General features: G+C 67.6%; 27 protein-coding genes. 11 read left to right on the top strand and 16 right to left on the bottom strand.

Features of this window, described 5'->3' with window-relative positions; translation table 11 throughout:
• Positions 1 to 149: 149 nt before the first annotated feature.
• Genes FBY36_RS04760 through FBY36_RS04750 form a run of 3 tightly spaced genes read left to right on the top strand, consistent with a single transcriptional unit; the run spans position 150 to position 4,221 of the window.
• Complete coding sequence (locus FBY36_RS04760) at positions 150 to 1,499, top strand: enolase C-terminal domain-like protein (RefSeq protein ID WP_142117570.1); 1,350 nt, start codon at positions 150 to 152, stop codon at positions 1,497 to 1,499.
• Positions 1,496 to 3,025 carry an aldehyde dehydrogenase (NADP(+)) gene (locus tag FBY36_RS04755; RefSeq protein ID WP_142117569.1) on the top strand — a complete coding sequence of 510 codons (1,530 nt, stop codon included), beginning with the start codon at positions 1,496 to 1,498 and terminating at the stop codon, positions 3,023 to 3,025. The genes FBY36_RS04760 and FBY36_RS04755 overlap by 4 nt, the downstream gene beginning before the upstream one ends.
• On the top strand, positions 3,022 to 4,221 hold the full coding sequence (locus FBY36_RS04750; protein ID WP_142117568.1) for a fumarylacetoacetate hydrolase family protein: 1,200 nt from the start codon (positions 3,022 to 3,024) through the stop codon (positions 4,219 to 4,221). The genes FBY36_RS04755 and FBY36_RS04750 overlap by 4 nt, the downstream gene beginning before the upstream one ends.
• A 72-nt stretch (positions 4,222 to 4,293) precedes the next feature.
• Here the strand turns inward: FBY36_RS04750 and FBY36_RS04745 are convergent, their stop codons facing one another.
• Positions 4,294 to 4,584 (bottom strand): hypothetical protein, encoded by a 291-nt coding sequence (locus FBY36_RS04745; protein ID WP_142117567.1) that lies wholly within the window; start codon positions 4,582 to 4,584, stop codon positions 4,294 to 4,296.
• Positions 4,585 to 4,722: 138 nt separating this feature from the next.
• On the opposite strand from FBY36_RS04745, the gene FBY36_RS04740 reads away from it, so the two are divergent.
• Entirely contained in the window at positions 4,723 to 5,889 is a 1,167-nt protein-coding gene (locus tag FBY36_RS04740) for an acetate kinase (RefSeq protein ID WP_142117566.1), read from the top strand.
• Between the two features lie 67 nt (positions 5,890 to 5,956).
• The gene (locus FBY36_RS04735) at positions 5,957 to 6,517 is read left to right on the top strand and encodes a GNAT family N-acetyltransferase (protein WP_142117565.1); all 561 of its coding nucleotides are present in this window, start codon (positions 5,957 to 5,959) and stop codon (positions 6,515 to 6,517) included.
• A gap of 3 nt (positions 6,518 to 6,520) precedes the next feature.
• Here FBY36_RS04735 and FBY36_RS04730 read toward each other — a convergent pair whose 3' ends face one another.
• Positions 6,521 to 7,717 (bottom strand): NAD(P)/FAD-dependent oxidoreductase, encoded by a 1,197-nt coding sequence (locus FBY36_RS04730; protein WP_142117564.1) that lies wholly within the window; start codon positions 7,715 to 7,717, stop codon positions 6,521 to 6,523.
• A gap of 4 nt (positions 7,718 to 7,721) precedes the next feature.
• Complete coding sequence (locus FBY36_RS04725) at positions 7,722 to 7,928, bottom strand: DUF2945 domain-containing protein (protein WP_142117563.1); 207 nt, start codon at positions 7,926 to 7,928, stop codon at positions 7,722 to 7,724.
• Between the two features lie 159 nt (positions 7,929 to 8,087).
• On the opposite strand from FBY36_RS04725, the gene FBY36_RS04720 reads away from it, so the two are divergent.
• Positions 8,088 to 8,540, top strand: a complete 453-nt coding sequence (locus FBY36_RS04720) for an SRPBCC family protein (RefSeq protein WP_142117562.1) — start codon at positions 8,088 to 8,090, stop codon at positions 8,538 to 8,540.
• Positions 8,541 to 8,614: 74 nt separating this feature from the next.
• On the opposite strand, the gene FBY36_RS04715 is transcribed toward FBY36_RS04720, so the two are convergent.
• The gene (locus tag FBY36_RS04715) at positions 8,615 to 10,846 is read right to left on the bottom strand and encodes a S9 family peptidase (RefSeq protein WP_142117561.1); all 2,232 of its coding nucleotides are present in this window, start codon (positions 10,844 to 10,846) and stop codon (positions 8,615 to 8,617) included.
• Between the two features lie 283 nt (positions 10,847 to 11,129).
• Here FBY36_RS04715 and FBY36_RS04710 point away from each other — a divergent pair, with 283 nt between their 5' ends.
• Together FBY36_RS04710 and FBY36_RS04705 are read left to right on the top strand one after the other, a co-directional pair.
• Positions 11,130 to 11,558 (top strand): hypothetical protein, encoded by a 429-nt coding sequence (locus FBY36_RS04710; RefSeq protein WP_235008722.1) that lies wholly within the window; start codon positions 11,130 to 11,132, stop codon positions 11,556 to 11,558.
• Between the two features lie 12 nt (positions 11,559 to 11,570).
• Positions 11,571 to 13,211: an FAD-dependent monooxygenase gene (locus tag FBY36_RS04705; RefSeq protein WP_142117560.1), complete on the top strand. Its 1,641-nt coding sequence runs from the start codon at positions 11,571 to 11,573 to the stop codon at positions 13,209 to 13,211.
• 472 nt (positions 13,212 to 13,683) lie between these two features.
• Here the strand turns inward: FBY36_RS04705 and FBY36_RS04695 are convergent, their stop codons facing one another.
• Positions 13,684 to 14,058 carry a VOC family protein gene (locus FBY36_RS04695; RefSeq protein WP_142117558.1) on the bottom strand — a complete coding sequence of 125 codons (375 nt, stop codon included), beginning with the start codon at positions 14,056 to 14,058 and terminating at the stop codon, positions 13,684 to 13,686.
• 88 nt (positions 14,059 to 14,146) lie between these two features.
• Positions 14,147 to 14,845 carry a helix-turn-helix transcriptional regulator gene (locus tag FBY36_RS04690; RefSeq protein ID WP_142117557.1) on the bottom strand — a complete coding sequence of 233 codons (699 nt, stop codon included), beginning with the start codon at positions 14,843 to 14,845 and terminating at the stop codon, positions 14,147 to 14,149.
• 195 nt (positions 14,846 to 15,040) lie between these two features.
• Between FBY36_RS04690 and FBY36_RS04685 the strand changes: the two genes are divergently transcribed.
• Entirely contained in the window at positions 15,041 to 15,463 is a 423-nt protein-coding gene (locus FBY36_RS04685) for an Hsp20/alpha crystallin family protein (protein ID WP_142117556.1), read from the top strand.
• 164 nt (positions 15,464 to 15,627) lie between these two features.
• Here FBY36_RS04685 and FBY36_RS04680 read toward each other — a convergent pair whose 3' ends face one another.
• The 8 genes from FBY36_RS04680 to FBY36_RS04645 form a co-directional block, all read right to left on the bottom strand.
• A complete protein-coding gene (locus FBY36_RS04680) occupies positions 15,628 to 16,560 on the bottom strand; it encodes an NAD(P)H-hydrate dehydratase (RefSeq protein ID WP_200830437.1) in 933 nt (310 codons plus the stop codon).
• On the bottom strand, positions 16,544 to 17,335 hold the full coding sequence (locus FBY36_RS04675; protein WP_142117555.1) for a histidine phosphatase family protein: 792 nt from the start codon (positions 17,333 to 17,335) through the stop codon (positions 16,544 to 16,546). The genes FBY36_RS04680 and FBY36_RS04675 overlap by 17 nt, the downstream gene beginning before the upstream one ends.
• 244 nt (positions 17,336 to 17,579) lie before the next feature.
• Positions 17,580 to 18,704 carry an LCP family protein gene (locus FBY36_RS04670; RefSeq protein WP_142117554.1) on the bottom strand — a complete coding sequence of 375 codons (1,125 nt, stop codon included), beginning with the start codon at positions 18,702 to 18,704 and terminating at the stop codon, positions 17,580 to 17,582.
• Positions 18,705 to 18,836: 132 nt separating this feature from the next.
• Positions 18,837 to 19,532 (bottom strand): arsenate reductase/protein-tyrosine-phosphatase family protein, encoded by a 696-nt coding sequence (locus tag FBY36_RS04665; protein WP_142117553.1) that lies wholly within the window; start codon positions 19,530 to 19,532, stop codon positions 18,837 to 18,839.
• Positions 19,533 to 19,673: 141 nt separating this feature from the next.
• Positions 19,674 to 20,324 (bottom strand): DUF305 domain-containing protein, encoded by a 651-nt coding sequence (locus tag FBY36_RS04660; protein WP_142117552.1) that lies wholly within the window; start codon positions 20,322 to 20,324, stop codon positions 19,674 to 19,676.
• A gap of 54 nt (positions 20,325 to 20,378) precedes the next feature.
• Positions 20,379 to 20,828, bottom strand: coding sequence for a hypothetical protein (locus tag FBY36_RS04655; RefSeq protein ID WP_142117551.1), 450 nt, complete (start codon positions 20,826 to 20,828; stop codon positions 20,379 to 20,381).
• Positions 20,829 to 20,860: 32 nt separating this feature from the next.
• Complete coding sequence (locus FBY36_RS04650; RefSeq protein WP_142117550.1) at positions 20,861 to 23,020, bottom strand: copper-translocating P-type ATPase; 2,160 nt, start codon at positions 23,018 to 23,020, stop codon at positions 20,861 to 20,863.
• Positions 23,021 to 23,100: 80 nt separating this feature from the next.
• Positions 23,101 to 23,457, bottom strand: coding sequence for a heavy-metal-associated domain-containing protein (locus FBY36_RS04645; RefSeq protein ID WP_142117549.1), 357 nt, complete (start codon positions 23,455 to 23,457; stop codon positions 23,101 to 23,103).
• 268 nt (positions 23,458 to 23,725) lie between these two features.
• Here FBY36_RS04645 and FBY36_RS04640 point away from each other — a divergent pair, with 268 nt between their 5' ends.
• Positions 23,726 to 24,406, top strand: a complete 681-nt coding sequence (locus tag FBY36_RS04640; RefSeq protein ID WP_142117548.1) for a PAS and ANTAR domain-containing protein — start codon at positions 23,726 to 23,728, stop codon at positions 24,404 to 24,406.
• Positions 24,407 to 24,500: 94 nt separating this feature from the next.
• A complete protein-coding gene (gene nhaA, locus FBY36_RS04635) occupies positions 24,501 to 25,868 on the top strand; it encodes a Na+/H+ antiporter NhaA (protein ID WP_142117547.1) in 1,368 nt (455 codons plus the stop codon).
• Positions 25,869 to 25,874: 6 nt separating this feature from the next.
• Here the strand turns inward: nhaA and FBY36_RS04630 are convergent, their stop codons facing one another.
• Complete coding sequence (locus FBY36_RS04630; RefSeq protein WP_056328938.1) at positions 25,875 to 26,135, bottom strand: GlsB/YeaQ/YmgE family stress response membrane protein; 261 nt, start codon at positions 26,133 to 26,135, stop codon at positions 25,875 to 25,877.
• 127 nt (positions 26,136 to 26,262) lie between these two features.
• The gene (locus tag FBY36_RS04625) at positions 26,263 to 26,493 is read right to left on the bottom strand and encodes a hypothetical protein (protein ID WP_142117546.1); all 231 of its coding nucleotides are present in this window, start codon (positions 26,491 to 26,493) and stop codon (positions 26,263 to 26,265) included.
• Positions 26,494 to 26,558 lie beyond the last annotated feature (65 nt).

Genomic DNA, 26,558 nt, shown 5'->3' with positions numbered 1-26,558 from the left:
GAAGGCCGGGGCTTTTTTGGCCCTTTGCCGCGACGTTGAATGACAGGCAGGCCTTGACCTGGATCACATGTCCTATATGATTTTAGAAATTCGTATAGGAATCGAATCTTTCCCCTTCCCTCACAGCTGCCATCCGAAAGTTGAGATCCATGCCTTCCATTACGTCCGTCAAGACCCAGGACGTCCGTTTTCCCACATCCCTTGAACTTGACGGTTCCGATGCGGTCAACGTCGACCCCGATTACTCCGCCGCCTACGTGGTCATCCGCACTGATGCGGGCGACGAGGGCCACGGCTTTGTCTTCAGCTGCGGCCGCGGCAATGACATCCTGACGTCGGCCATTGACGCCTACGCACGACTTCTGGTGGGCCGCGACATCGACGAGCTGATCTCTGACCTGGGTGCCGCCTCCAAGCTCCTGGTCCACGACTCCCAGCTCCGTTGGCTGGGTCCCGAAAAGGGCGTCACCCAGATGGCGTGCGGCGCCCTGGTCAGCGCCCTGTGGGACATCCGCGCCCGCCGTGAAAACAAGCCGCTCTGGCTCCTCCTTGCCGAGATGACGCCCGAGGAACTGGTCAGCGTGGTGGACTTCACCCACACCCGGGACGCCCTCAGCCCCGAGGAAGCACTGGAGATCCTCCGCGCCGGCCAGGAAGGCAAGGCCGAACGGATCGCCGCCCTCAAGGCTGACGGCTTCCCTGCCTACACCACCTCCCCGGGCTGGCTCGGCTACAGCGACGAGAAGCTGGTCCGGCTGAGCAAGGAAGCGGCGGCGGAGGGCTTTTCCATGATCAAGCTCAAAGTGGGCGGTGACATCAACGATGACCGCCGGCGCATGGACCTGGCCCGCGAGGCCGTGGGCGCCCTGCCCATCGCGATCGACGCCAACCAGCGCTGGGAAGTGTCCGAGGCCGTTGAGTGGGTCAACCAGTTGGCTGAATTCAACCCCTACTGGATTGAAGAGCCCACCAGCACGGACGACATCTTGGGCCATGCCGAGATCCGCAGGGGTGTCAGCCCGGTTCGGGTTGCCACCGGAGAGGCCGTGGCGAGCCGGATTGTCTTCAAGCAGCTCCTCCAGGCCAGTGCCATCGACGTCCTCCAGCTTGACTCCACCCGAGTGGCCGGCGTCAACGAGAACATCGCCATCCTGCTGCTCGCGGCCAAATTCGGGGTTCCCGTCTGCCCCCACGCCGGGGGAGTGGGCCTGTGCGAACTGGTCCAGCACTTCTCCTTCTTCGACTACGCCGTGGTGGCCCGCAGCCAGGAAAACCGCATGATCGAATTCGTTGACCACCTGCACGAGCACTTCGCCGAACCCGTCCGGATCATCGACGGCCGCTATGCCGCCCCCGCACTTCCCGGTACCGGCGCCGAGATGTTTGCCGCCTCCCGCACCCGCTGGGAATTCCCCAACGGTGCAGGGTGGCAGGAAGTGGGCACCCGAGCCGCCGTCACCGGTGGCTCGGTGGCCGCGGCAGCAGGAGCCGGCCGATGAACACGGCGCCGGAAGGAACTGCCGTCCTTGCCGACCCCACCACCGTGGGGCAGCTGGACGCGGCGGTCACTGCCGCCCACCGTGCCTTCGAACAGGCCCGGCTGGCGGACCCGCAGCGGCGCGCATCATGGCTGGACGCCATTGCCGCCGGCCTGGAGCAGGATGCTGCGGGGCTGGTGGAGACCGCCGTCGCGGAAACGCACCTTGGGGCGGCCCGGCTGGAAGGGGAACTGAAGCGCACCGTGTTCCAGCTGCGGCTCTTCGCAGCGGAAATCCGCCAGGGTGAGCACTTCGACGCCACCATCGACCACGCCGATCCCGACTGGCCCATGGGCCCGCGCCCTGACCTTCGGCGCTGCAACGTTCCGCTCGGCGTCGTTGGCGTCTTCGGTGCCTCCAACTTCCCCTTTGCGTTCAGCGTGATGGGCGGGGACAGCGCGTCGGCCCTGGCCGCTGGCTGCGCCGTGGTCCACAAGGCGCACGACGCGCACGCACGGCTTGCTGCCCGGACCGTGCGCACGGTGGTCGACGCGCTGGAAAGTGCCGGGGCGCCGTCGGGCCTGTTCGCTATGGTGACCGGACGGCAGGCCGGCGAGGCACTCGTTGACCACTCCCTGGTCAAGGCCATCGGCTTCACCGGCTCCACGGCCGGCGGCCGGGCTCTGCTCAACCGCATCGCTGCCCGCCCGGAACCCATCCCGTTCTTCGGCGAACTGGGCGGCATCAACGCCGTCTTCGTCACGGGCAAGGCCTGGGCAACCCGGCGGGCGGAAATCCTTGCCGGCTACGCTGCCTCATTCACTCTGGGAATGGGCCAGTTCTGCACCAAGCCCGGGCTCCTGTTCATCCCCGCGGGACAGGCTGATGGCATCCGCCGCGAGCTGGAGCAGGCCCTGTCAGGGTTTACCCCCGCCCGGCTGCTCAGCCCCCGCCTGCACGATGGTTACGCCGGTGCCGTTACCCGGCTCCGGGACAGCGGCGGCGTTGAGGTCCTGGTGGAAGGCAACTTTGCCGAGGAACCGGCCCCCACGGTCCTGCTCACCACCGCAACGGACGTCCGGAAGAACCCGGAGCTGCTCCGCCAGGAAATGTTCGGCCCGGCCAGCCTGGTGGTCGAATACGGTGACGAATCCGAGTTGCCGGCCCTGGCGGGGCTGCTGGAAGGGCAGCTGACCACCACGCTGCAGGCTGAAGCTGAGGACGACGTGGACGCGCTCGCCGCCAGGCTGGCGGACATCAGCGGCAGGGTCCTGTGGAACGGCTGGCCCACCGGGGTCACCGTCAGCTACGCCCAGCACCACGGCGGGCCCTACCCGGCCACCACCTCAAACACCACCTCGGTGGGGACGGCAGCGATCCGCCGCTTCCTGCGGCCCCTGGCGTACCAGTCATTCCCGGCGCAGCGCCTGCCTGAACCGTTGCGGGATAACAATCCCTGGCAGGTGCCGCAAAGGGTCGACGGCGTCTGGCAGCGCCCGTCCGTCCCCGCGGCCGGGTCCGTGGCCGCCAGGGAGGACAAGCAGTGAACGCCATAAGCCCTGAAGAAGTCCAGGGAGTCCTTCCCGAGGATGCGGACCAGGCCCTGCTGATCGGGCGGGTCTGGGATGTGGAGAGTGGCGGCCCGCGCGTTGTCGCCGTCAGCGGGGGCAGCATCTTTGATCTGCACCGCGTGGCCGGAACCGTCGCGGAGCTCCTGGAGCTCCCGGACCCGGCAGCCGCCGTCCGCTCCGCCCTCGCGGATCCCAGCCTGGCGGAACCGCGGTGGGAGGCGGCCGCCGTCGTCAACGCTTCCCTGGCGGGCGACAGCACCCGGACCAGGCTGCTGGCCCCCGTGGACCTCCAGGTCATCAAGGCCTGCGGCGTCACGTTCGTGGACAGCATGATCGAGCGGGTCATCGAGGAGCGCTGTGCCGGTGACGCTGGACGTGCAGCCGAAGTGCGGGAACTGGTGGGGCGCGCCCTGGGCGGAAGCATCTCCGCCCTGCGGCCGGGATCGCCGGAAGCCGCCGAGGCCAAACGCGTCCTGATCTCCGAAGGCCTGTGGTCGCAGTACCTGGAGGTGGGGATCGGCCCGGACCCGGAGGTCTTCACCAAGGCCCCGGTCCTGTCCTCGGTGGGCCTGGGAGCTGGCATCGGGATCCCGGCCTTTTCGTCCTGGAACAACCCCGAGCCTGAGCTGGTCCTGATCGCCACCTCCGCCGGCAACGTGGTGGGCGCAACGCTGGGCAACGACGTGAACCTGCGCGATGTGGAAGGCAGGAGCGCGCTGCTGCTGGGCAAGGCCAAGGACAACAACGCCTCCAGCGCGCTGGGCCCGTTCATCCGGCTCTTCGACGGCGCCTTCACGCTGGATACGCTGCGCGATGAGGAGATCCTCCTGCGCGTTGAGGGCCCGGACGGCTACCTGCTGGAGGGCCGGAACAGCGTTGCCCGGATCAGCAGGCCGTTCGAGGAGCTTGTGGCCGCGACCTATGGAAAGCACCACCAGTATCCGGACGGGTTCGCGCTCTTCACGGGGACGCTGTTCGCCCCAACGCAGGACCGCGATGTGCCGGGGGAGGGCTTCACGCACAAACACGGCGACCTGGTGACCATCCGCAGCCGGCACCTCGGTGCCCTGGTGAACAGGGTGGGCCCGTGCGAGGAGCTTCCGGAATGGTCGTTCGGCCTTCGCCGGCTGTTCGCTTACCTGGCCGCGCAGCGGCAGGGGGCCCGGGCGTAGTTGCCACAGCGCAAAAAATACGACGCCGGCACTTTGGAAAGTGCCGGCGTCGTACTTTTTGCGCTGGTGTCCTTAGCTGTTGTCCGGCTTGGCCAGGCTCTCCGGGTCCTCCTGCTTGGCAGCTTCGTCCGAGAGGCCCTGCGGCGTGAGGTCCAGGTCCTCCCGGTTCTCCGGTGCCTCCGGCGCTTCCCCGGTCTCCGCGGCCTTGACGTGGCCGGTGTCGTCCAGGGCCGGGTTGGCGCCCTCCACGCCCGTGGGATCATTCTTGCTGCCCGAGTCCGGCTGGGCGTTGAGCGGGGCCGTGCTGCTGGATCCCGTGTTGGTGGGGTCGTTCTCGTCGATCGAATTGGGCTCGTTCGTCATGGAATTGTCCTCTCGGCGTGGTCCAGCCTTGTCCGCCGACCATAGGCACAGCCGCGCCCGATCCGCAAGGAATCAGCCGCGCGGCGCGGCACATATAGTGGGGGTTGAACTGCAGACGCCAGGCTGAGGAGGCCCCGCATGCTCGTGCTCGTCATCAACTCCGGTTCGTCGTCCCTGAAGTACCAGGTCCGTGATGTGACGGCCGGGACGGTCCTCACCGAGGGGCTGATCGAGAAGATCGGCATGGGCAACGGCGGCGGCGGAGACGGCGAGATCGTGGGCCCGCGGGACCACGCGGAGGCACTGGAGCAGGTGGACGCGGCCATCCACCAGGAGCTGGGCGACCTCGAGCTGGCCGCGGTGGGGCACCGGGTGGTCCACGGCGGCGAGCGGTTCGCCGAACCCGTGCTGGTGGACAACGAGATCACCCGCGCCATCGAACGCCTCAACCCGCTGGCCCCGCTGCACAACCCCGCCAACGTCCTGGGCATCCGTGCCATCACCAAAAAGTGGCCCACAATGCCGCAGGTGGCCGTTTTCGACACCGCCTTCCACCGGACCCTGCCGGAGCACGCCTGGCGCTACGCAGTCCCGGACGAGCTGTACACCAACCACGGCATCCGCCGCTACGGCTTCCACGGGACCTCGCACGAGTACGTGGCGCGCCGGTCGGCCGCGCTGCTGGACCTCCCCATCGAGGAGTTCGACGGCGTCATCGCCCACCTCGGCAACGGCGCCTCCGTCACCGCCATCCGTGGAGGGCGGTCCGTGGACACCTCCATGGGCTTCACCCCTCTCGAGGGCCTGGTCATGGGCACCCGCTCCGGCGACCTGGACCCCTCCATCCTGGTGTTCCTTGGCCGCGCCGGCTGGACGCCCGAGGACATCGACACCATGCTCAACCGGGAATCGGGGCTGAAGGGCCTGGCCGGCAACAATGACATGCGCTCGGTGGTGGAAGCCTCCGAGTCCGGTGACGGGAAGGCCGCGATGGCCCTCGCGGTGGCGTCCTACCGCCTGGCCAAATACATCGGCGGCTACCACGTGGCCGTCGGCGGGGCCAAGGCGCTGGTGTTCACGGCCGGCATCGGCGAGAACTCCCAGCAGTTCCGTGCTTTGGTGGCGGACAAGCTGGGCGCCTTGGGCATCGAGCTCGACGGCGGCCTGAACGCCGAGCGGTCAAAGGAGCCGCGCGTCATTTCCACGCCGTCCTCCGCGATTCCCGTCCTGGTGGTGCCCACGGATGAGGAACGTGCCATCGCAGAGGCGACAGCCGCCGTCGTCGGATCATCGACTGCTCCATAACGGTCCTTTTGGGCGCCCAAAACGACGTTTTTGGAGCAACCGATGAACCAAGGGTTAGCCTCGATCCATGCCTGAGATCTCCCTGCCGATCCGCACCGAACGGCTGGTCCTTCGCCGGTTTGACGGCGGTGACCTGGACGCGTTCCACGCCTACCACTCGTTGCCGGAGACCGCCCGGTTCCTGCCGGGCCCGGCCAAAAGCTACACGCAGTCGATGGAGCGGGTGGGCCGGTACGCCAACTTTGTCTTCGAAAAGGAAGGCGACTGGGTAGCCCTTGCCATTGAGGCGGCGGATGAGCCCGGGTTGCAGGGTGAAGTGGTGCTCAAATGGCTGCCGGGGCGCGGCCAGGGCGAAGTGGGGTGGACCCTGGCGCCTGGAGCCCGCGGCAAGGGCTACGGCACGGAGGCCGCGGGGGCCGTCCTCAACCTGGGTTTCAAGGAGCTGGGCATGCACCGGATTGAAGCCCGGCTGGACGAGCTCAACGGGGCGTCGGCGTCACTGTGCGGCCGGCTGGGCATGCGGCTGGAGGCGCGGCACATCGACAAGTGGCACTACAAAGGCCAGTGGGCCACCGAGCTCACCTACGCCATCCTCGCCGATGAGTGGCGGATCGGTTCCGCCGGCTAGGTTTTACGCCCGGCCCTTGAGGATCAGGTTCCAGTAGATCTTCGGAAACAGGTCCCGGTCCACGAGCCATGACAGTTTGCTCTCATTCCAGGTGGGAACCCGGGGAACGGTGGGCATGGGCCGGTACCGGTCGTCGAATTCGGCGAAAACCACGGTGTCCCTTGACACCGTGAACGGACACACCGAGTAACCGTTGTACTTCGCCGGCAGCGGCTTGCCTTTCCGGGCCGCCACCAAGTTCTTCGCCACCACCTTGGTCTGCTTGCGCAGCGCGCCGCCCGATTTGGAGTTGGTGGTTCCTGCGGCGTCACCCAGGGACCACACATTGGGGTAGCGCAGGTGCCGGAGCGTCTGCCGGTCCACCTCCACGAAGCCGCCCGCGTCACCGCCGGCCGGCAGATCCGTGGCCTTGAGCCAGTCCGGGGCCGACTGTGGCGGGACGGCATTGAGGACGTCGTAGGCCAGGTCCTCGGTGGTGTTTGCGGCGTTGTCCCGAATGGTTGCCCTGCGGCCTGCAGCGCTCACGGACACTAGTTCGCTGTTGGTCCGCAGTTCGATCCCGTACTCGGCGATCTTCCGGTCCAACTCACGGTCCACTTCCGGAACCCCGAACACCGTGGGGTAGGGCTGCACCATCACCACCCGGATCTTGTCCAGGACCCCTTGTTCACGCCAGTAGTCGCAGGCAAGGTACATGGGTTTCTGGGCCGCGCCGCCGCACTTGATGGGTCCCCCTGGCATCGTGAAAACGGCGGTGCCGGAGGTCATTCCGCTGAGCAGCGTCCAGGCCTTGGGGGCAAGATCGAACTCATAATGGGAGGCGCCATGCGGCGAGTGCACGGCCTCGGCCAGCCCCGGAACCGAATCCCAGTCATACTGCAGCCCGGGGCACACCACCAGCTGGCCGTAAGCCACAGAGGCCCCGGACTCCAAGGCGACGGTGTTGGCATCGGCGTCCACGCCCGCCGCCGCGTCCCGGATCCAGGTGACGCCCTGGGGGACAACCGATTGCTGGGGCCGGACGGCTTCCTTGGCCTGGGCCCGGCCGCCTGCGATGTGCGAAAACAGCGGCTGGTACAGGTGGTGGTCCCGTGGTTCGATCACCGCCACGTCCTTGACGCCGTAGCGCTGCAACCTGGCGGCCAGCGAAATGCCGGCATTGCCGCCGCCGATGATGACCACCTCATGCTGGACAGGCACGGCGCTACTTCTTCTCAGTCAGCGCGGATGCCTTGTGGGCCGCACGGGCACCGGTCTTCTCCGACTCCACCACGTACTGCGGCTCATCCTCAGTGGCGCGGTGCGTATTGCCGTCCAGGTCGAAGTCGCTGGTCTTCTTTTCCACGATTTTGCCGTGCGTCTTGCCCTGCGAAGTGTTCCACTCCACGTGCGTTCCCTTGCTTAATGACATGCCCGCTCCTCTGGTCCCTGCGGAAAACAAGTGCCCCACAATAGTAAGCATGGTTAGCTTATTGGCGCATTGACAGTGACACGGCAGCGGTCCAAGCTGGCGCTGTGCCTACCTGCCGGACGAGCCGCGTCGGCAGCAGGTGCTGTTCAGGAGAATCCGATGCCAGTAGTAGAAGAATCCGTTGTCATCGCCCGGCCGCCGCAGGAAGTCTTCGATTTCCTGTCGAAGTTCGAAAACATCGCCGTCTATGACTCCTCGGTCACCGCCTCTGAGCAGGTGGGGGGTGGCCCCGTGGGGAGGGGAAGCCGGGGACGGGGAACAAGCAAGATCATGGGCCGGCGCTTCGACTGGACTGTCGAGGTGGTGGAGTTCGAGCCGCCACGGCGAATGGTGTCCCGCTCCGTTGAAGGAAAGCTGAACTTCACGGTGTCATTCACCCTTGAACCGGCCGATGGCGGCACCCGCGTCACCCAGCGGATTGACGCAGATTCCGGCCTGGGCGGCATCTTTGGCAAGGTCGCCGATCCGCTGGTGGAGCGCGCCCAGGGACGCACCGTCCGCGCCAACCTTGAAACACTCGCTGAATGGCTGGTGGAGCACCCGCAGACCTGAAGCCCTGCCTGCTGGGGCGCGGGCAAAGGAAAGCCCACGACGGCGGGACCCGCCCGCCGTCGTACGCTTCAGTCCTACTTCAGGCCGGCGCCCGGCAGTAGTTCGGTGGCGCCCAGGGCGTCGGCGATGAAGGCGTAGTCCCAGGCCCGTTCCCGCCACTGGACGTACCGGCCGGACGCGCCGCCGTGGCCGCCGTCCATCTCGATCTTCATCACGATCGGCGCGGTGCCGGTGGTCTTGTTCCGCAGTTCCTGCACCCACTTGGCCGGCTCAACGTAGAGGACCCGAGTGTCGTTGAAGGACGTCACGGCGGCAATCTTGGGGTAGGCCACCTCGCGCACGTTCTCATAGGGGGAGTAGGACTTCATGTAGGCGTAGGCCTGGGGGTCCGTGATGGGGTTGCCCCACTCCTCCCACTCCAGGGCGGACAACGGCAGGTCCGGGTCCAGGATGCTGGTGAGCGGGTCCACGAACGGCACCTGCGCCACGATGGCCGCGTACTTCTCCGGTGCCATGTTCGCCACGGCGCCCATCAGGAGCCCGCCGGCCGAACCGCCCAGCGCGGCGATACGGGAGGGATCCACCCAACCCGAGTTCGCCAGCCAATCGGTGGCGTCAACGAAGTCGGTGAAGGTGTTTTTCTTGGTGAGCTTCTTGCCGTCCTCATACCAGTGCCGGCCCAGCTCGCCGCCGCCCCGGATGTGGGCGATCACGAACACCACACCGCGGTCCAGCAGGGACAGGCGTGCGATGCCAAAGCCGGGGTCCATGCTCATCTCGTAGGAGCCGTATCCGTAGACCAGGCCGGCCGCCGTCGAATCCTGTTTCACGGTCTTATGCCGCAGGACCGACAGCGGGATGCGCGTGCCGTCACCTGCCGTGGCCCATTCCCGCGTGGCCACGTAGTCGCTGCCGTCATACCCGCCCAGCACAGGGCTTTCCTTGCGGAGCAGCAGCTCGCCGCTGGGCTGGTCAAGGGTGGGGAGCACAAAGTCGTAGATGCGCGACGGCGTGAAGTAGGACGTATAGCCAAGCCGGATTACGGGGGCTTCATAGTCGGAACCGCCCACACCCGCGGTGTAGAGCTCCTCGTCAAACGCCGGCTCAACGGGCGCCTGCTGTGCGGGCGTGCCCAGCCCGGCCAGCCCCATCACCTGGACGCGCTCGATGGTGTCCTTGCGGATGGAGACGATGAGGTGCGTGGCGGTGACGCCGGCGCCGTTGACCCGGACGTCGCCGGAATGTTCGACGACGGTCTGCCAGGCCTGTTCCGCCAGCGGCTTGTCCAGCTCGGCCGGGTCCGCCAAGGAGACCATGGAGTTGATGGCGCCGTGGTTGTGCGTGAGCAGGATCTTCTCGGCCTTTTCGCCGTTGGGGCCTTCCAGGAGGAAAGGCTCGGCCTCATACAGGATGCGTTCGTTCCGGGAGATCACCGTGATGACGGCCTGTTCGGGGTCGTCGAAGCGCAGCACCCTGGTTTCGCTGTATTCCGAGCACCCGATGCCCAGCACCAGGTAACGCCGGTCCGCGGAGAGCTCGAAGCCCAACCACATGGCGGCGTCATCCTCCTGGTACACCACCACGTCGTCGGCCACGGGAGTGCCCAGGACGTGCGCCTTCACCTGGTACGGGCGCCAGGCCTCGTCCACCACCGTGTAGAAGAGGCGCGTGCCGTCCGGGGAGAACGCCACGCCGTAGAAGATGTTCTCGATGACGTCAGGCAGGAGTTCGCCGGTGCGGAGGTCCTTGATGCGAAGCGTGAAGCGTTCGTCGCCGGAGTTGTCCACGGCGTAGGCGTAGAGGGTGCCGTCAACCGTGACGGCTGTGCCGCCCACGGAGAAGAACGGTTTGCCTTCAGCTTCTACGTTGCCGTCCAGCAGGACTTCCTCACCGGGGATCCCCACCCCGGCTTCCACGGCCGGCGGGGTCCAGTCGGCCACGGCATCCCCGGTGTCCTGCGCCCTGACCCGGCAGTGGATGCCGTACTCCTTGCCCTCCGCGGACCGGCTGAAGTACCACCAGCCGTCCTTGCGGTGCGGAACGGAAAGGTCGGTTTCCTGGGTGCGGCCCTTGATCTCCTGGAAGATGGCCTCGCGGAGCGGCTCCTGGTGCGCGGTAACGGCTTCCTGGTACGCGTTTTCGGCCTGCAGGTGCTCCACGACCTCGGCCGACTCCTTGTCCCGCAGCCACTCGTAATTGTCCACGAACGTCTCCCCGTGATGGGTGCGCTCGGTGGGAATCTTCTTGGCAACCGGGGGCGCCGGGATAGCAGTGCCGGTGGAATCCTGTAGGGAGGTGGAGGTCATGGATTCAATATATAGACCACCCCGGACAAGTCGGCAGGCCGTTCGCTACCGGGGGAGAAGGGGCGGCCGGAAAGGGGCGAAAGACTCTGGGACCCTGCCCGCGGTTCCCGCCACGCTGGGAGGGCGGTGCAAGGAATAGGAGAAGCCATGGACCTCGAAACCGGACCGGCGCCCCGGGCCAAAGCCTGGCCGGCCGTGGCCCGCAGCGTGGGAACGTCCTGCCTCATGCTGGCCCGCAGGCAGGTGCATCTCCCGAAGGGCAACGTGGGCCGGGTGCTGCGTTTTGCCGACGGAAGCACCTCGCGGGGTCTACCGGGAGACCACCGTCGACAGCCAACCCGGGGAGCCCTGCGTCCTGGTGGTGGCCTTCACGCTCCGCCTGGTCCGTGGCCGGGCGCACCGCTTTTTCGAGGCGGAAAGCCTGCTGAACACCCCGCTCTTCGTCGGGTTCCCGGGGTTTGTCTCCAAGCTCTGGTGCGCCCACGACACCTTCGGCGCCTACCGCGGCCTGTACGAGTGGGACGGCGCCGCGCCCGCCCGCAAATACGCCGCGGCACTCTGGCGGGTCCTGGAACTGGTCAGCGTTCCCGGGTCCATCAGCTACAAGGTCCTGCCCGGGCTGCGCCGCGATGAGTTGCTCGCCAACCCCGCCCTGATCGAGTCGCCCGCCCACCCCGATCACGCTTGGTGGCGGCTGCTGGGCCAGGGATGAGGCCGGGCGGGAATGCCTGGCAGGCAAGGCACGACGGCGGACACTGATGTTTTAGTGGTGGGCGCCGGTCCTGCCGGGCTCACCACAGCACTCCAGGCCCACGCACATGGGGCCACGGTCAGGGTGGTGGACCGGCGCGAACACCCGGCCCGGCCTTCCCGGGCCATGATGCTGCATGCCCGGGCACTGGAGGGGCTCCGCCCGCTGGGCGTGACCGATGAGTTGCTGAACCGTGCCGACACCACGCCCGAAGCACGCATCCACCTGGGCCGCCGCGTCATTGAAGCCCGGATGGGCCATGCGGACCTCCCGGACACCGCCTTTCCGCACCTGACGCTGGTCCGGCAGGCCGACGTCGAGGACGTGCTCTGGCAGGCGCTGCAAGCCCGGGGCGTCCCGGTGGACTGGGGCGTGGAGTTCCGCGGCCTGGGACGTGAGCGCAGCCTGGCGGAAGGCTTGCCGTCCGGTGCTGGAATGGTCCATGCGCAGTTGCACGGGGCTGGCGGCAATGATGCACGCGACCATTCCGGGCACCACAGCTCCCGGTTCCTGGCCGGCTGTGACGGGCAGTCCAGCACGGTCCGCAGTTTCACGGGAGCGCAGTGGCGCGGCGGCCCGTACCGGGTGGAAGCGGTCCTGGCGGATGTGGAACTGGACGGCCGCCTGGATCCCGGGCTGCTGCACGTGGCCGTGGGAAGCGCGGGGCTGGCTTTCCTCTTTGCGCTGGGTGAGGGGGCCACCTGGCGCATGCTCGCCACCCGGCCAGCGCTGCCGCAACCCATAGCGCGCTACGGCCAGCTGGGTCCGCCCGTTCCACCGGAGGAAGTGGCCCGTCTGCTCCGGGAGTCGGGGCTGGGCGCTGCCGTGCGGGACGTGCGCTGGTCGGCCCAGGTCCCGCTGCAACACCGCCTGGCCAGTACGTTCGAAAGCAATCCCCTCTTCCTTGCCGGCGACGCCGCCCATGCCCATTCCCCGGCGGGCGGGCAGGGCATGAACAACGGCATCCTGGACGGCCTCAATCTGGGCTGGAAGCTCGGCTTCGCCTCGACGGCGGGAAGGCCGCTGCCGGAGCTGCTGGAAACCTACGGGCAGGAGCGGCGGCTTGCCGCCCGGCAGGTGCTGGCGCTGACGCATGTCATCTTCTTCGGCGAAGCCTCGCCGCATCCGGTGGCCCGGCTGGCCCGCAGCCTCCTGCCCGCGTTCGCTCCGGTCCTGCCGCTGCTGCTCCGCCGGCAGTGGCTCACCTCCCAGGGAATCCGGCTGTTGGCCCAGCCCTTCGTGCGCTACCGGACCAGTGCCATTTCCCGGGACGGAACGCCCCGCGCGGACGGGTGGCCGAGCCCCGGTGACCGGCTGCCGGATGCGGCCGTTACGGTCCACGGGCGGGCCGTCCGGCTTCACGAACTGACCGCGGTGCCCGGCATCCATCTGTTGCTGGAGCGCGACGCCGGCCCGGGCGCCTTGGATGACGACGCCACCCTGCGCGTGGTTGCCGGAAGGGGTTCCCTGCTGCACCTCCACCGCCTCGACAGCCACCCCGGCCGCGGCGTTGTCGCGGTCCGCCCTGACGGGTACGTCGGCTTCCGGTGCGGGGAGCCGGACCCGGCCCAGCTGCGTGGTTGGCTCCGGCTGGTGGGCGCAGTGGGGAACTGAACGGCCGTCCCGCCGTCGCGATGCTCCATCACTTATGGCTCCCAAGCGGGCAGTTTAGGGACCATAAGTGATGGAGCAACGGGGACGGGGAGGGTAGTTGCCGGAGGGCTCCAGGCGTAGTCTGTTCAGTTCAAGGCACATCCGCCCAGCGTGAGAGGGGAATTTTATGACCATCCCGCCAGTGCACGAACCCGAGCCGTTTCCGCCCGAACCCGGTCCCGAGCCCACCCGGCCGGATCCCACCCAGCCGCAACCTCCGGGACCCCCGTCTCCGAATCCGTTTCCCACCCCGCAGCCGCCGGGGCCGCTGCCCGTTCCGGATCCGGGCCCGGCACCCTTGCGTCCGGACCCCACCAGGGACTGACGGAATAGGCAGGACTTCAAAAGGGGCCTTCCGCGTAGCTGCGCGGGAGGCCTCTTCCGTATGTCCCGGCCGCGGTGCGACTCACCGGACTGACAGGCATCGGCGCGCTCAACTGCCCGGTGGCGCGAACAGGTTGACGAGGTTTCCGTCCGGATCATGGAACAGTACGGACCTGTTTCCCCAGGGCATGGTCGTGGGCTCGAGCACAATGTCCTCGAGCCGGTCACGGAGTCGTGCGAACTCCTGGTCAACGTTGTCCACGAGGAACTCGATGATGACTGACCTGTTGGCCGCCGGCTGCGGGGCCTGCTGACCCAGCATGGCAACGGTTGCCGGGCTGCCGATCGCGAGCACGCTGGAAGCGGTGCGGAACTCGGCGAAAACGGGAGCCGGCCGCGTCGCGGTCGTTCCGGTCACGAGTTCGTAGAAGCGTACGAGCCGGTCGACGTCCTCGGTGATGATGCGGATCGAGGCGAAGTTCATGGGTGTCCTTTCCGTCGGATCGCTCGACCCGACCAGACCATGGTGCGGTGCACGGGCGACAGCGTCCTGTCGGTGTTTTGCGGCAGATTTAGTCTGCGTCGTACGCGGGCCTGAGATCGCCATAGGGGATGTTTAGGTCCTTGGCGTGATACTCGCGGGGCGGCGGACGTTCGCCCGTCGGCACAATGGTGACGATCCGGTCGCTTCGGAAGGCGCGGACACCTTCACGGGTTCGGCACCAGGCGATGAGGTACCAGTTCCCGTTGCGTTCGACGTATCCGAGCGGCTCGATCTCGCGGACTGTCTGGGCGCCATTGCGGTCGCCGTACCGCATGTGGAGCACGGTCCCCGAGCGGAGCGCTTCGGCGAATCCGTGCGGAACGGCGGCGGTGGCCGCGTCCTCGAGAAGATGCACGCGGGTTGCGAGTTCGATCGTCTGGTTGAGGCGGCCTCGGTCCATGACGGCGGCGACCTTGCGCAAGGCGCTAGCGGCTGGCCCACCGAACGGGCTCGAGGCAAGCATGCCCAGCGCGATCGTCGCGGCGAAGGCTTCGTCCACCGTGAAGCCAAGTGGTGCCAGCGTGTGTGACGGGTCGATGACATACCCGCCGGTCCGGCCGGGTTCGGCCCAGATCGGGACGCCGGCCTGCTGCAAGGCCGAGAGGTCCCGCTCGATCGTGCGGGAGCTGACCTCGAACCGTCCGGCGAGCTGCCGGGCGCTTCTGGGCCGGGGCGCTGCGGCGCGGAGGTCCTCGACGATTGCGTAGAGCCGGTCGGTGCGATTCATGGCTCGATCCTACTTAGGCGCCACGAGAACGCTGTCACTCATCGCTGACAATCACAGTTGCAGGCGCAAAAAAACCTCCAAAAATCCACGGGTGAACCCCTTGAAGACCTTTCGCTCAAGTGCTAAAAAATCTGTATCAGCCAATACAGATCGGCTGATGTGACTGTTGCAATATCTCTTACGAGGAGGGAAGCCATGTTGATGCGTACCGATCCGTTCCGCGAGCTGGACAGGCTGGCCCAGCAGGTCCTCGGTACGGCTGCACGACCGGCGGCGATGCCAATGGATGCATGGCGCGAGGACCAGGAATTCGTGGTGGCCTTCGATTTGCCGGGTGTCACGGCGGACTCGGTGGACCTGGATGTGGAACGGAATGTCCTGACGGTGCGGGCCGAGCGCCCGGAACCGGCGGGCAAGGACACCGAGCTGATTGCGGCTGAGCGGCCGCGCGGGGTGTTCAGCCGCCAGCTGATCCTTGGCGACACCCTGGATACCGAGCATGTGAAGGCCAGCTACGATGCCGGTGTCCTGACGCTGCGGATCCCGGTGGCGGAGAAGGCCAAGCCGCGCAAGATTGAGATTGAGACGAAGGGGGCAAAGCAGGAAATCGCTGCATAGACCTTTCCAGGATCGGGAGGCGGCCGTATCCGTTGACTGCCTTTTTGGGGCGATTCGCCATTCTGTGCACGCCACAGCGCCAGACAGCGCACCGGCAGCTTGGGCTTCACCTTCCCGACACGATGGCCCCCGGTTTCAGCCGGGGGCCATCCACATGTCTGCGGTCAGGTGCCGAGTTCCAGCATCAGGGCCGGCAGTTCGTCGGCAAGTTCGCGGGCCAGGAATCCCAGCGGCCCCAGCCGGCTGGCCAGCCGGTCCGCCGCCGCTGCATGCAGGTGGGTACCCCAGCAGGCGGCCTGGGCGCTGCTGGTGCCCCGGGCCCGGAGCCCGGCGATGGCTCCAGCCAGCACGTCCCCGCTGCCGGAGGTGCCCAGCCCGCCGTACCCCGTGGTGATTTTCCACAGTTCCGGCTCACCCGGATTCAACCCGGGCGGCTGGGTTATCAGTCCCTGGCAGCTGACCACGGCGCCGAACCTGGCGGAGATTTCGGCAAGGTCTTTCTCAAGGTGCTCCACGTCCCGCCCCAGCAGGATCCCCGCTTCCTTGGGGTTCGGGGTGAGGATGAGCCGGCCGCGCCAGGGGTCCAGTTGGTCCTCCAGCGGCACCAGCGCGCCCAGCGCATAGGCATCGAGTACGACGGCGGCGCCTCCTTTACCGTCAGCGTCACCTTTCGCATCAGCACCGCCCGACTCGCGCGCCAGCAATGCCTGCAACAGTTCGCCGGCAAGGTCGGGGTCATCGAGGCCGGGTCCCACCAGGAGGGTGTCCGTCCGGTCCAGGTACGGGGAGATACGGTCCAGCTCCGCCTTGACCGAGCCGCCGGCAGTTTCCGGGAGCCCGATGGAACCGCATTCAGGCAGGGCCACCCCCAGCTGCGCGGCCACCGACTCAGCAACAGCGAGCGTGAGTTTTCCCGCCCCGGCACGCAGGGCGGAAGTACCCGCCAGGAGGGCCGCCCCCGGCGTGGCCCGGGCTCCGCCGACCACCAGCACGGAGCCGCGCGAATATTTGTCTTCGCCCGGCGCCGGCAGCGGCCAGCCGCGCAGGAGTGACGGCGTCACCAGTGCGGCGCTGGACGGCTCACCGCGGCCGGACACTGGTGTCTCCCGCGTGCTCGGTGACCGCGACGCCCTGCTCCGCCAGGTGGTTCGCCACGTTGAAGCTCTCCAAGGTCCAGGGCCCTACGCCGGAGGGGCGGACGTACCGGGTTATTGAGGCATTGAGGATGGCCTCAGTGGCTGCGAGGTCCAGCAGTTCCTGCTCGCTGAGTCCCTCCAGCACATAACGGAACAGCATGATCACGGCATCGTGGCACACCAGCATCACCCGGTGGCCCGTGTCCAGGTTGTTCAACTCGGCCAGGACCGACCGCAGCCGCAGCGCCACGTCCGCCCAGGATTCGCCGCCCGGCGGCCGGTAGTACAACTTGCCCAGCCAGTTCCGGCGCTCGGATTCCTCGGGGTAGCGGTTCTCCACACCCAGCCGCGTGAGCCGGTCCAGGATGCCAAGTTCGCGGTCCCGCAGCCGCTCATCCGTCCGTACCTGCAGCGGCCAGCCAGCTGTTTCAACAGCAATCTCGGCCGTCTGGCGGGCCCGCGCGTAGGGGGAGGAGACCACCGCATCCGGACGGAACTGCCTGGCGGTTCGGCCCAATGCAGTACCCAGCGCCTGGGCCTGGTCCCTGCCTGTTCCGGACAGGTCCACGTCCGCGTCGCGGGCGGGAACCTCGATGACCTCCACGCCGGCCTCCCGCGCCTCGGTGGCCGCAACGTTGCCTTCGCTCTCACCATGCCGGATCAGCAGCAGCTCCACCGCCCCCGCCGCCTGGACGGCCTCCGTCAGCCCGTCGTCGTTCGAAGAATCGCCGGTCAAAAAATCACCCCGTCCGCTCGCTCTGCCGAATGCAGGAACACTACCAGCGGCGTACCCAAGGTCAGCGGTAAATAACGGACAACAGCGGCGGCGCAGAGGTGCGTGGGCCCCTTCGACGCGCACATTTGTCTGTGACGCGCACCTTCCCTGCCGCTCTCGAAATACGGGCCGCGCAAAGGAATGTGCGCGGCGAAAGCGCATTTGCGCGTCGCCATTGAAACCGGCCCCGGCATGGTCGCCGCGTTTACGGCGCCGCGAAATCGCCGATCCGGCCTTCCCGGAGTGCCGCGCCCACAGCCGCAATGCCGCCGTAATCGGGAAACAGCACGGACTGCCCGGCGATGAAGCCGGAGCCCGCCGTCGGAAGCGTCATGCCGCCAATCGCGTTCACATCCAGGTTGCGCAGGCTGTAGGCCAGGATCGCTGCCTGGACGGGATCAAATCCCCTGTCCACCGTGAGGCAGCAGGAGGCGAAGTCGACCAGCGACCGCACCGCGTTGACGTCGTTCAGGGCGCCGCCGGCTGTGAGGCGGGCAAGGATGGCGCGGAGCATGATCTGCTGGTCGCGGACCCGCTGGAAGTCGCCGTCGGAGAACGCATAGCGCTCGCGGGAAAATTCCAGGGCGGCTTGTCCGTCCAGGTGGTTCATGCCCTGGGGGAAGACGTGCTGGGTCTCGATGCTGGCCTGGAAGGGTATCGGCACGTTGACGTCGATGCCGCCCAGGCCATCCACCAGGATCTTGAACCCGCCGAAGTCGAGCATCAGGGTGTGGTCGATGGTGATTCCCAGCAACTGCTGCACCGTGGCGGTCTGCAGGTCGATCCCGCCGTTCTGCAGGGCAGAGTTGATCTTGGCGCCGCCGAAACCGGGGATGTCCACCCAGGTGTCGCGGTTGATGGAGATGAGGTAAAGGTTCCGGCGGTCGGCCGGGACGTGGACCACCATCAGGGTGTCCGCGCGCTGGTCCTGGGGTTCGCCGGTGGCGGCCGTATGGGCGGCGGCGTCGCGTGCCGGAGTGTCCCGGATGTCGCTGCCGATGACCAGGATGTTCATTGGAGCGGCAGGCAGATCAGGGATCGGGGCAGGCGGCGGTGGGGGAGCGGGAGCCGGCGGGGGTGTTTCAGAGGGAGTCGGCGTGGGCGTGGGGGTTTCGCTGGGCGACTGGGTTTGGGTGGCTGCGGGCTGCGCCTCCTTGCTTCCGCGGCTCAGGCTGAAGACCGCCACTCCGGCGGCCACCACGAGTGCCAGCACCACCAGCGCGGCGATCCAGCGGCGGCGGCCCAACGCCGCAAGCCAAGCGGGTCGGTGAGAACCGGGGTTCCCGGAGCTGCCGGGCCCGGATGGATCAGAACCGCCTGGGATGCTCATGACGCCTCCACCTCATTGTGTTTGGTGGGATCAGTGTGCGTCGGGCAGGCCCTGGTTGGCTACAGGGTTATCCAAACTGTCACCTGGGAAGGCGTCCCGGAGGCTACGCCGGGCTGCGGTAACGCCGTTCCGCTACCGGGACTGTGGCACGGTTCCGGGAACCGGGGCGTTGAGGCGGGCGTGGCGCAGGATGGACACGATCGCGGGGGCCAGCTGGTCCTCCATCTCGCGGTACACCTCGGGAGCGCGGCGGTAAGGGTCCACGATGTCGTTGTCCGCGGAGTCGGCGGGGAGCGAAAGGTGCCGCACCCCTGCGGCCCGGGCCGGCAGGGCGCGCCACAGGGCGGCGTTGGCAGCCAGCCGGGTGTCGTCGTCGGACCCGTTGCTGGCGGGCAGGGCGGCCGGGGAAGGTACGACGGCGGCGGGCTGGCCGCCGTCGGCAGCGGCGGTCCGCTGGGCCAGGACATCCAGCATCCGGGCAAATTCCCGGATGGTGAACGTCCGCTTGAGCAGGGAGGCGTCCAGCTGCAGGACCTCGCCGCGGTGCCCGGATGTCATGGTGAGCACCAGATCCACCCCGCGCAGGATCCTGGACGTGAGCTGCCGGGCGGCGAACCCTTCGGGGTCGCCGCCGAAGGTCCGCACGATGTCCGCGGAAATGGGCTGCATTGGTTCGCCCACCAGTGCCCGGGTGCCCGCACTGGACACGTGGAAACCGCCCGGCACCGCCTGGTCGAGTCCTGCCTGCAGCAGCCGTTCGGCCACGGGGGAGCGGCAGATGTTGCCGGTGCAGACGGTGAGGATTCGTACTGGTGCGGAAGTGTCCAAGGAGATTTCTCTTTTCCCAGCTGGTCACGGATCCGTTCGGACCCGTGCCTTTCAACTTAACACGCGACGGCGCGGCGGCGGCTTCCAGAGTTGGGTGCTGCCGCCGCGCCGTGTGGATGCTCCGGCCGGCGGGCGTGCCGGTTAGAGCGTGGTCAGCAGCTGCTTCATCTGCGTGATTTCCGCCTGCTGCGCGTCCACGATGTCGTGGCCCAGCTTCACGGCGTCGGGGAATTTGCCGGCGCTGATTTCCTGCTGTGCCATGTCGACGGCGCCCTCATGGTGGCCGATCATCTGCTCGAGGAACAGCCGGGCGGCCTCGGTGCCGGTGGCGGACTTCAGCTTGTCGATGCCGGCGTCGTCCACCATGCCGGTCATGCCGTGTCCGGAGTGGTCACTCATCATGGTGGGCACGTTCCAGCCCTTGAGCCAGCCGGTCATCTGCTCGATCTCCTGTGCCTGGGCCGCCTTGATCCTGGTGGCCAGTTCGGTCACCTCTGAGGGCATGCCGGGTTTGGCCAGGATGATGCCGCTCATCTCCACCGCCTGGGCGTGGTGCGGGATCATCATCTGCGCAAACATGATGTCCGCCTGGTTATGGTCGGCACTGGCACTGGGCATCATCCCGGCGCTTGGCATGGTGCTGGCCATTGGGTTGGAGCTGCCCATTGGGTTGGAGCTGCCGTGGTCCATGGGCATGCTGTTGCCGGAGCCGGAATCTGCGGCGCATCCGGCGAGGCCCAGGGAGACGGCCAGGGCAGCGGCAATGGACAGGGTCTTGATAGTGGTGTTCATGGTTGTCCTTCAGGAGGTAATGGAACTGGGCCGGGTTGTTTGGCGCAGTCCGGTTTACGTCCGGCTGATGGACAGGTCGCAGGGTGTAAGGCTGGGCGGCAGGTAAGCGTAGGCAGGGCCCGGGTTGCCGGCCGCGGGCAGCAGCGGCAGGACGGCAAGGGTTGCCTGCGGCGGCACAACGGTCACGGGGCTGCCCGGGGCCGTTGGGACGCAGGGCGCCGCGGACTCCCTGGCCCCCGGGCAGGAGTCGCCGCAGGTGGCCGGTACAAGGGCGGGCGCGTCGGTGGAAGCGGCGGTGGCAGGGTGGCCGGCATGGGAGGGATGGGCGCCAACAGTGGAATGGACGACGGCGGTGGTTCCGGCCGGTGCCGCGTGGGAGGCAGCGCCGTGCGAGGCGTGGCCGGCGGTGAGCACATGCATGCCCAACAGTCCGGTGATGACGGCCAGGGTGGCCGCCAGCAGCCACGCCCGGCGCAGGAGGGACGCCATGGTGCGGGTGGTCATGACGTCGCCTCCTTCCAGTCGGTCTGCAGTCTTCAACGTACCTCGGAGGGGTTCAGTTTCAGGCGCCGCAGCAGCTGGGCGTTCAGGGCCACCACGATAGTGGATACGGACATCAGTACCGCTCCGGCCGCGGGCGACAGCACCACCCCGGCGAAGGCCAGGACGCCTGCGGCCAGCGGCACGGACAGGATGTTGTAGCCGGTGGCCCACACCAGGTTCTGCCACATCTTCCGGTAGCTGGCCCGCGACAGGTCCACCATGGACAGCACCGCCCGCGGATCGTTCCCGGCCAGCACCACGCCGGCGGATTCCACCGCTACGTCGGTTCCGGCGCCAATCGCGATGCCCACCTCGGCGCGGGCCAGCGCGGGAGAATCGTTGACGCCGTCGCCCACCATGGCCACCTTCAGGCCGCGGGCCTGCAGCTCGGCCACTTTCTTGTCCTTGTCCGCGGGGAGGACCTCGGCGAACACCTCGTCGATGTCCAGGTCCGCGGCCACGGCCTGCGCCACCTGGTGGGCGTCGCCGGTGACCATGGCCACCTTGACGCCGCGCCGCTGCAGCGCTGACACCGCCTGCCGCGACTCAGGCCGCACCGCGTCCTCCATGCTCACGGCCCCCAGGACCTTGCCGTCGTCCACAACGTGGAGCACGGCGGCTCCGCGGTCCATCCAGGCCCGGGTGCTCGCGGCCAGCGTGCCGGGTTCGACGACGCCGAGCTCGCGCAGGAGCGCGGGTCCGCCCACGTGCACCGTACGGCCGTCCACGCTGGCGCGGACGCCGCGGCCCGTCAGGGAGGTGAAGCCGGTGGCTGAGGGCAGGGTCAGGTTCCGGGCCTTCGCGGCGCGGACGATGGCCCGCGCCACGGGGTGTTCGCTGTCCGACTCGACGGCGGCGGCAAGGGCCAGCACGGCGTCAGGCTCGGCGCCCTCAGCCACGGCAACGTCCTTCAGCTCCGGCTCGCCGGTGGTCAGGGTGCCGGTCTTGTCGAACAGGACCACATCGATGGTGCGCATCCGCTCCAGCGCCATCCGGTTCTTGATCAGCACCCCGGCCCGGGCCGCCTGCTCCGTGGAAATGGCGATGACCAGGGGGATGGCCAGCCCCAGGGCGTGCGGGCAGGCGATGACCAGTACGGTCACCGTGCGGGTAACGGCATCGGGAACACTTCCCAGCAGCGTCCAGGCGATGAAGGTCAGGACACCGGCGCCGGCGGCAAAGTAGAACAGGAAAGCGGCGGCGCGGTCCGCCAGGGCCTGGGCGCGTGAGGACGACGCCTGCGCCTCTTCCACCAGCCGCTGGATTCCGGCCAGGGCGGTCTGGTCGCCCACGGCCGTGACGCGTACCCGGACACTGCTGTCCGTGGCCACCGTTCCGGCCACGACGGGATCGCCTGTCCCGCGTGCCACGGTCTTGGATTCCCCGGTAATCATGGACTCGTCGAACTCGGCCTGGCCGTCCACCACGGTTCCGTCCGCCGGCATGCGGGCGCCGGGACGGACCAGGACCAGGTCGCCGGGGTTGAGGTGGGACACGGGCACCGTTTCGGTGCCGCTGTCCGTAATGAGTTCGGCTTCGTCCGGCAGCAGCGCGGCGAGGGCGTCAAGCGCACCCTGCGCCGAACCGAGGGCGCGCATTTCGATCCAGTGGCCCAGCAGCATGATGGCCACCAGCAGCGCCAGCTCCCACCAGAAATCCAGGTCGAAGCCGCCGATTCCCAGGCTGGTGACCCAGGATGCGGCGAATGCCACCGAAATGGCCATGCCGATCAGCAGCATCATGCCCGGGGTGCGGTCCTTCAGCTCCTGCAGGCCGCCCTTGAGGAAAGGCTGGCCGCCGTAGAAGAAGATCACGGTGCCCAGGACCGGCGGAATCCAGGCGGAGCCGGGGAATTCCGGCGGCATGTAACCCAGGAGATCGGCCATCATGGGGCTGAAGTAGACCACTGGGATGGCGAGGACCAGCGTCAGCCAGAACCGGTTCTTGAACATGGCCGTGCTGTGTCCTGCGTGCTGGCCGTGGGTGTGGACCGTATGGTCGTCGTCGTGCTGGCCGTGTCCGGCGTGCTCCATGTGTCCGGCGCCAGGTGCTTGTGCCGCCCCGTGCGCAGGGGGCTCGGTCAGGGTCCCGCTGGGTGGCTGGTCATGGTCGTGCGGGCCGCCCTGGTAATGCATGTCGTGATGGTCTTGCATTGTTCCTCCTTGGAGGCAATCGCTGCCCGGTGATACCCGGGCCGGCGGAAATTGTGGAGCCGCGCCGGGGCGCGGCTGCCTTATGCCAGGACGTAGCCTGCGGCGGCCACAGCCTCGCGGACGTCGGCATCGGATGCCGAACCCTTCACGGTCAGCCGCGACCGGCCGCCAGGGACCAGGTCAACGGACGCCGAGGTCACGCCGGCAACCGCGGACACAGCCGTTTCCACTGACCGGACGCAGTGCCCGCAGGTCATGCCCTCCACCGCGAAGTCACGCTGGAAGGAGGCGCCGGCGTCGGAACGTCCGACGGCGGAAGAGGGCTGATGTGCAGCACCCGCAGGCTGGGTGCCGGCTTGCTCCGCGGCGCCGGCAGGGGTGCAGCAGCTGCAGCCGGAGGAAGCGAGGGGGAGCTGGGGGCGGTTTCCGTTGAACATGTCAGTTCCAATCCGTTGAGGAAATCAAGGGGCGCTGGGGTTGAACGGCTGTGAAGGCCGGTGCAGGCACCGGCCGGGACATACCACGTCACTGACAACACCGCCAATATACCCCCTAGGGGTATGCCAGTCAAGGGGTGCTAGCGTACTTCGCCCCAGACTGCCATAGGACCTACCGCACTACCTTCCGTTGCCCGGGAAGACCATACTTGGATTAGTGAGGAGAGCCCGCCCGCTGGGGGCTGGCCGTTGCGCGGGAGGTTAACCTGTGACGGAGCTCAGCGACCTTTATACCTATTCGAGTGCACTCGGGGACAGCGAAAGCGATGCCGGCATCTTCAGGGTGGAGATGGCGGCTGCAGGCCCCACGTTCCATTGGTCGGACGGAATGTTCCGCCTGCATGGCTACCAGCGCGGCGAGGTTGTCCCCAGCATGGAACTGATCTTCGCCCACAAGCATCCCGATGACAGGGAGCGGTGCGAAGAGATCCTGGCGCAGGTTTCGACCACCGGCGGGTTCTTCTGCATGTACCACCGGATTGTTGATGCCCGCGGCAGGACCCGGCGCGTGCTGACGTCCGGCGAGGCGATCCTTGGCCCGGACGCATCGGTGGCGGCGTTCGAAGGCGTCACCGTGGACCTCAGCCGGACGCTGCAGCGCGAAACGGAGCAGACGGCGCGGGAAGCAGTGGAGGGCGCCACCGCAACCCGCACTGTGATCGACCAGGCCAGGGGCATCCTGATGGGCCAGCTGAAGCTCGGCTCTGACGACGCCTTCCAGATGCTGGTGAGCACCAGCAGCCACCGCAACGTCAAGCTGGTGGTGGTGGCGGCGGAGCTGGTGCAGCTGGCCAATTCCCCGGAGGCGCGGATTTACCTGGACCGGGCCGTGCGGGCCATCCAGCTGACCGGGCGGGCGGACCGCACCGGAGGTCGGCGCGCCGGGTAAGGCGGGGTGAGGCTGGTTCCCGGTAAGATAAGCGCAGGTGCGCCGGGAAGTCTGGTCGGCATGGATTTGCCGAACCCGGATTTAAGGACGCCCCATGAACTCCACCACGCCTTCGCCAACACCGCCCAAGCCCAGCCGGAACAAGTTTTTCGGCTCCACCGTTTTTTCACGCGGCAGCTACGCCGAGGCACTGCGCATTACGGAGATCCTCCGCAAGGAGACCGTGGGTGGTGCCCTCCTGGTGGCGGCTGCCGTGATCGCCCTCATCTGGGCCAATTCCCCGGCGTCGGACAGCTACTTTGCCCTCCGTGATTTCAAGGTGGGCTATGAGCCGTGGCATCTGGAACTGAGCCTGGGGGCCTGGGCCGCGGACGGCCTGCTGGCCATCTTCTTCTTCCTGGTGGGCCTGGAACTCAAACGCGAATTCGTGGCTGGTGACCTGCGGCAGATCAGCAAGTCCATCGTGCCCGTAGCCGCCGCCGTGGGCGGCGTGGTGGTCCCGGCGGTGATCTACGCCGTCGTCAATCTCGCCAGCCCGGAAACGCTGCGCGGCTGGGCCATTCCCACCGCAACCGACATTGCCTTTGCCGTGGCGGTGCTCGCCATCATCGGCTCCCACCTGCCCAGCGCCCTGCGGATCTTCCTGTTGACGCTGGCCGTGGTGGATGACCTGATTGCCATCACCATCATCGCGTTCTTCTACTCCACTGACATCCAGGCCGCACCGCTGCTCCTGGCACTCATCCCGCTGGCCATCTACACTTTCCTGGCGCAGAAATACCGGCGCTTCTTCGGCCGCCATGCAGCCGCCGCCTGGCTGATCCTGCTGCCCCTGGGCGCAGTGACCTGGGCAATGGTGCACGCCTCCGGCATCCACGCCACCGTGGCCGGGGTGCTCCTGGGCTTCGCCATTCCCGTGATCCGGTCGCAGGCCTCCGGCGGACCCGAAGCCGGTCCCGGGCTGGCCGAGATCTTCGAGCACCGGTTCCGCCCCATTTCCGCCGGCGTGGCCGTTCCCATCTTCGCGTTCTTCTCCGCGGGCGTGGCCGTTGGCGGATGGGAAGGCCTGGGCTCGGCCCTGTCGGACCCGGTGGCGCTGGGCATCATCCTGGGCCTGGTCCTGGGCAAGCCGATCGGCATCTTGGGCACCACGTGGATCCTGACCAAAGCCACCAGGGCCAGCCTGGACAGCTCCTTCAAATGGATCGATGTGTTCGGCGTTGCCCTGCTGGCAGGGATCGGGTTTACCGTCTCCCTGCTGGTGGCAGAGCTCAGCTTCGGCCACGGCAGCCTGCATGACGACCACGCGAAGGTGGGCATCCTGGCCGCCTCACTGATCGCCGCGCTGCTGGCCACGGCCGTGCTCCGGACGCGGAACCGGCAGTACCGGGCCGCCGAAGAGCTGGAGCACGTGGACTCGGACCACGACGGCGTTCCGGACGTCTACCAGGAACGCGCCTGAGCCGAACTAGCGGCGAACGGACCTGCGGCCGGCAACCGCCTCCGCGGTTCCGACCAGGAGCACCGAGGCGATGACGGCCACGATGAAGCCCAGGAAATTCAGTTCGAAGATATTGCCCGTTCCCAGCAGCGAGGCAACCACGCCGCCGATAACGGAGCCAACAAGGCCCAGCAGCAGCGTGGCCAGCAGGCCCAGGTTCTGCCTGCCCGGCTTGATGAGGCGGGCCAGCGCGCCGATAACGAGGCCCGCAATGATGAATCCAATCATGGTCTGTGCTCCTAAGTGGTGGCTGGAAGTCGCACTATTGTAAGCATGCTTACTACTGGTGGGCCACCGGCCGTCCCAGCCCGTGCCGCAGAACCAGGCCTGCGCACACCCCGCCGGGCGATGGTGCTCAGGCCATGGCGGCCGGGCTGACCCCGGTTGCCGGTTCCACGTGGCGGATCTCCAGGGCCTCGGGGTCCAGCAGCTTGCGCGTGCCGGTCCGGGCGTCCAGGATCCAGAAGAGTTCGAGGTGGGGGACGACGTCGGTCACCCGGCCCCGGTGGAAGAGCCTTCCCCTGTGCCACGCCTCGATCTGATCGCCGATGCGGAGTTGGGCGGTGCGTACTCCTTGTGCCTCCATAATGGGCTGCCTCCTGCTGTTGTATCCCCGTAAGCACAGCTTGCCGTGAAGAGGTTGCCGGAGTG

Origin of the sequence: Arthrobacter sp. SLBN-122 (assembly GCF_006715165.1) — a bacterium.
GTDB lineage: Bacteria > Actinomycetota > Actinomycetes > Actinomycetales > Micrococcaceae > Arthrobacter.
This window is presented reverse-complemented; position numbering and strand designations above follow the sequence as displayed.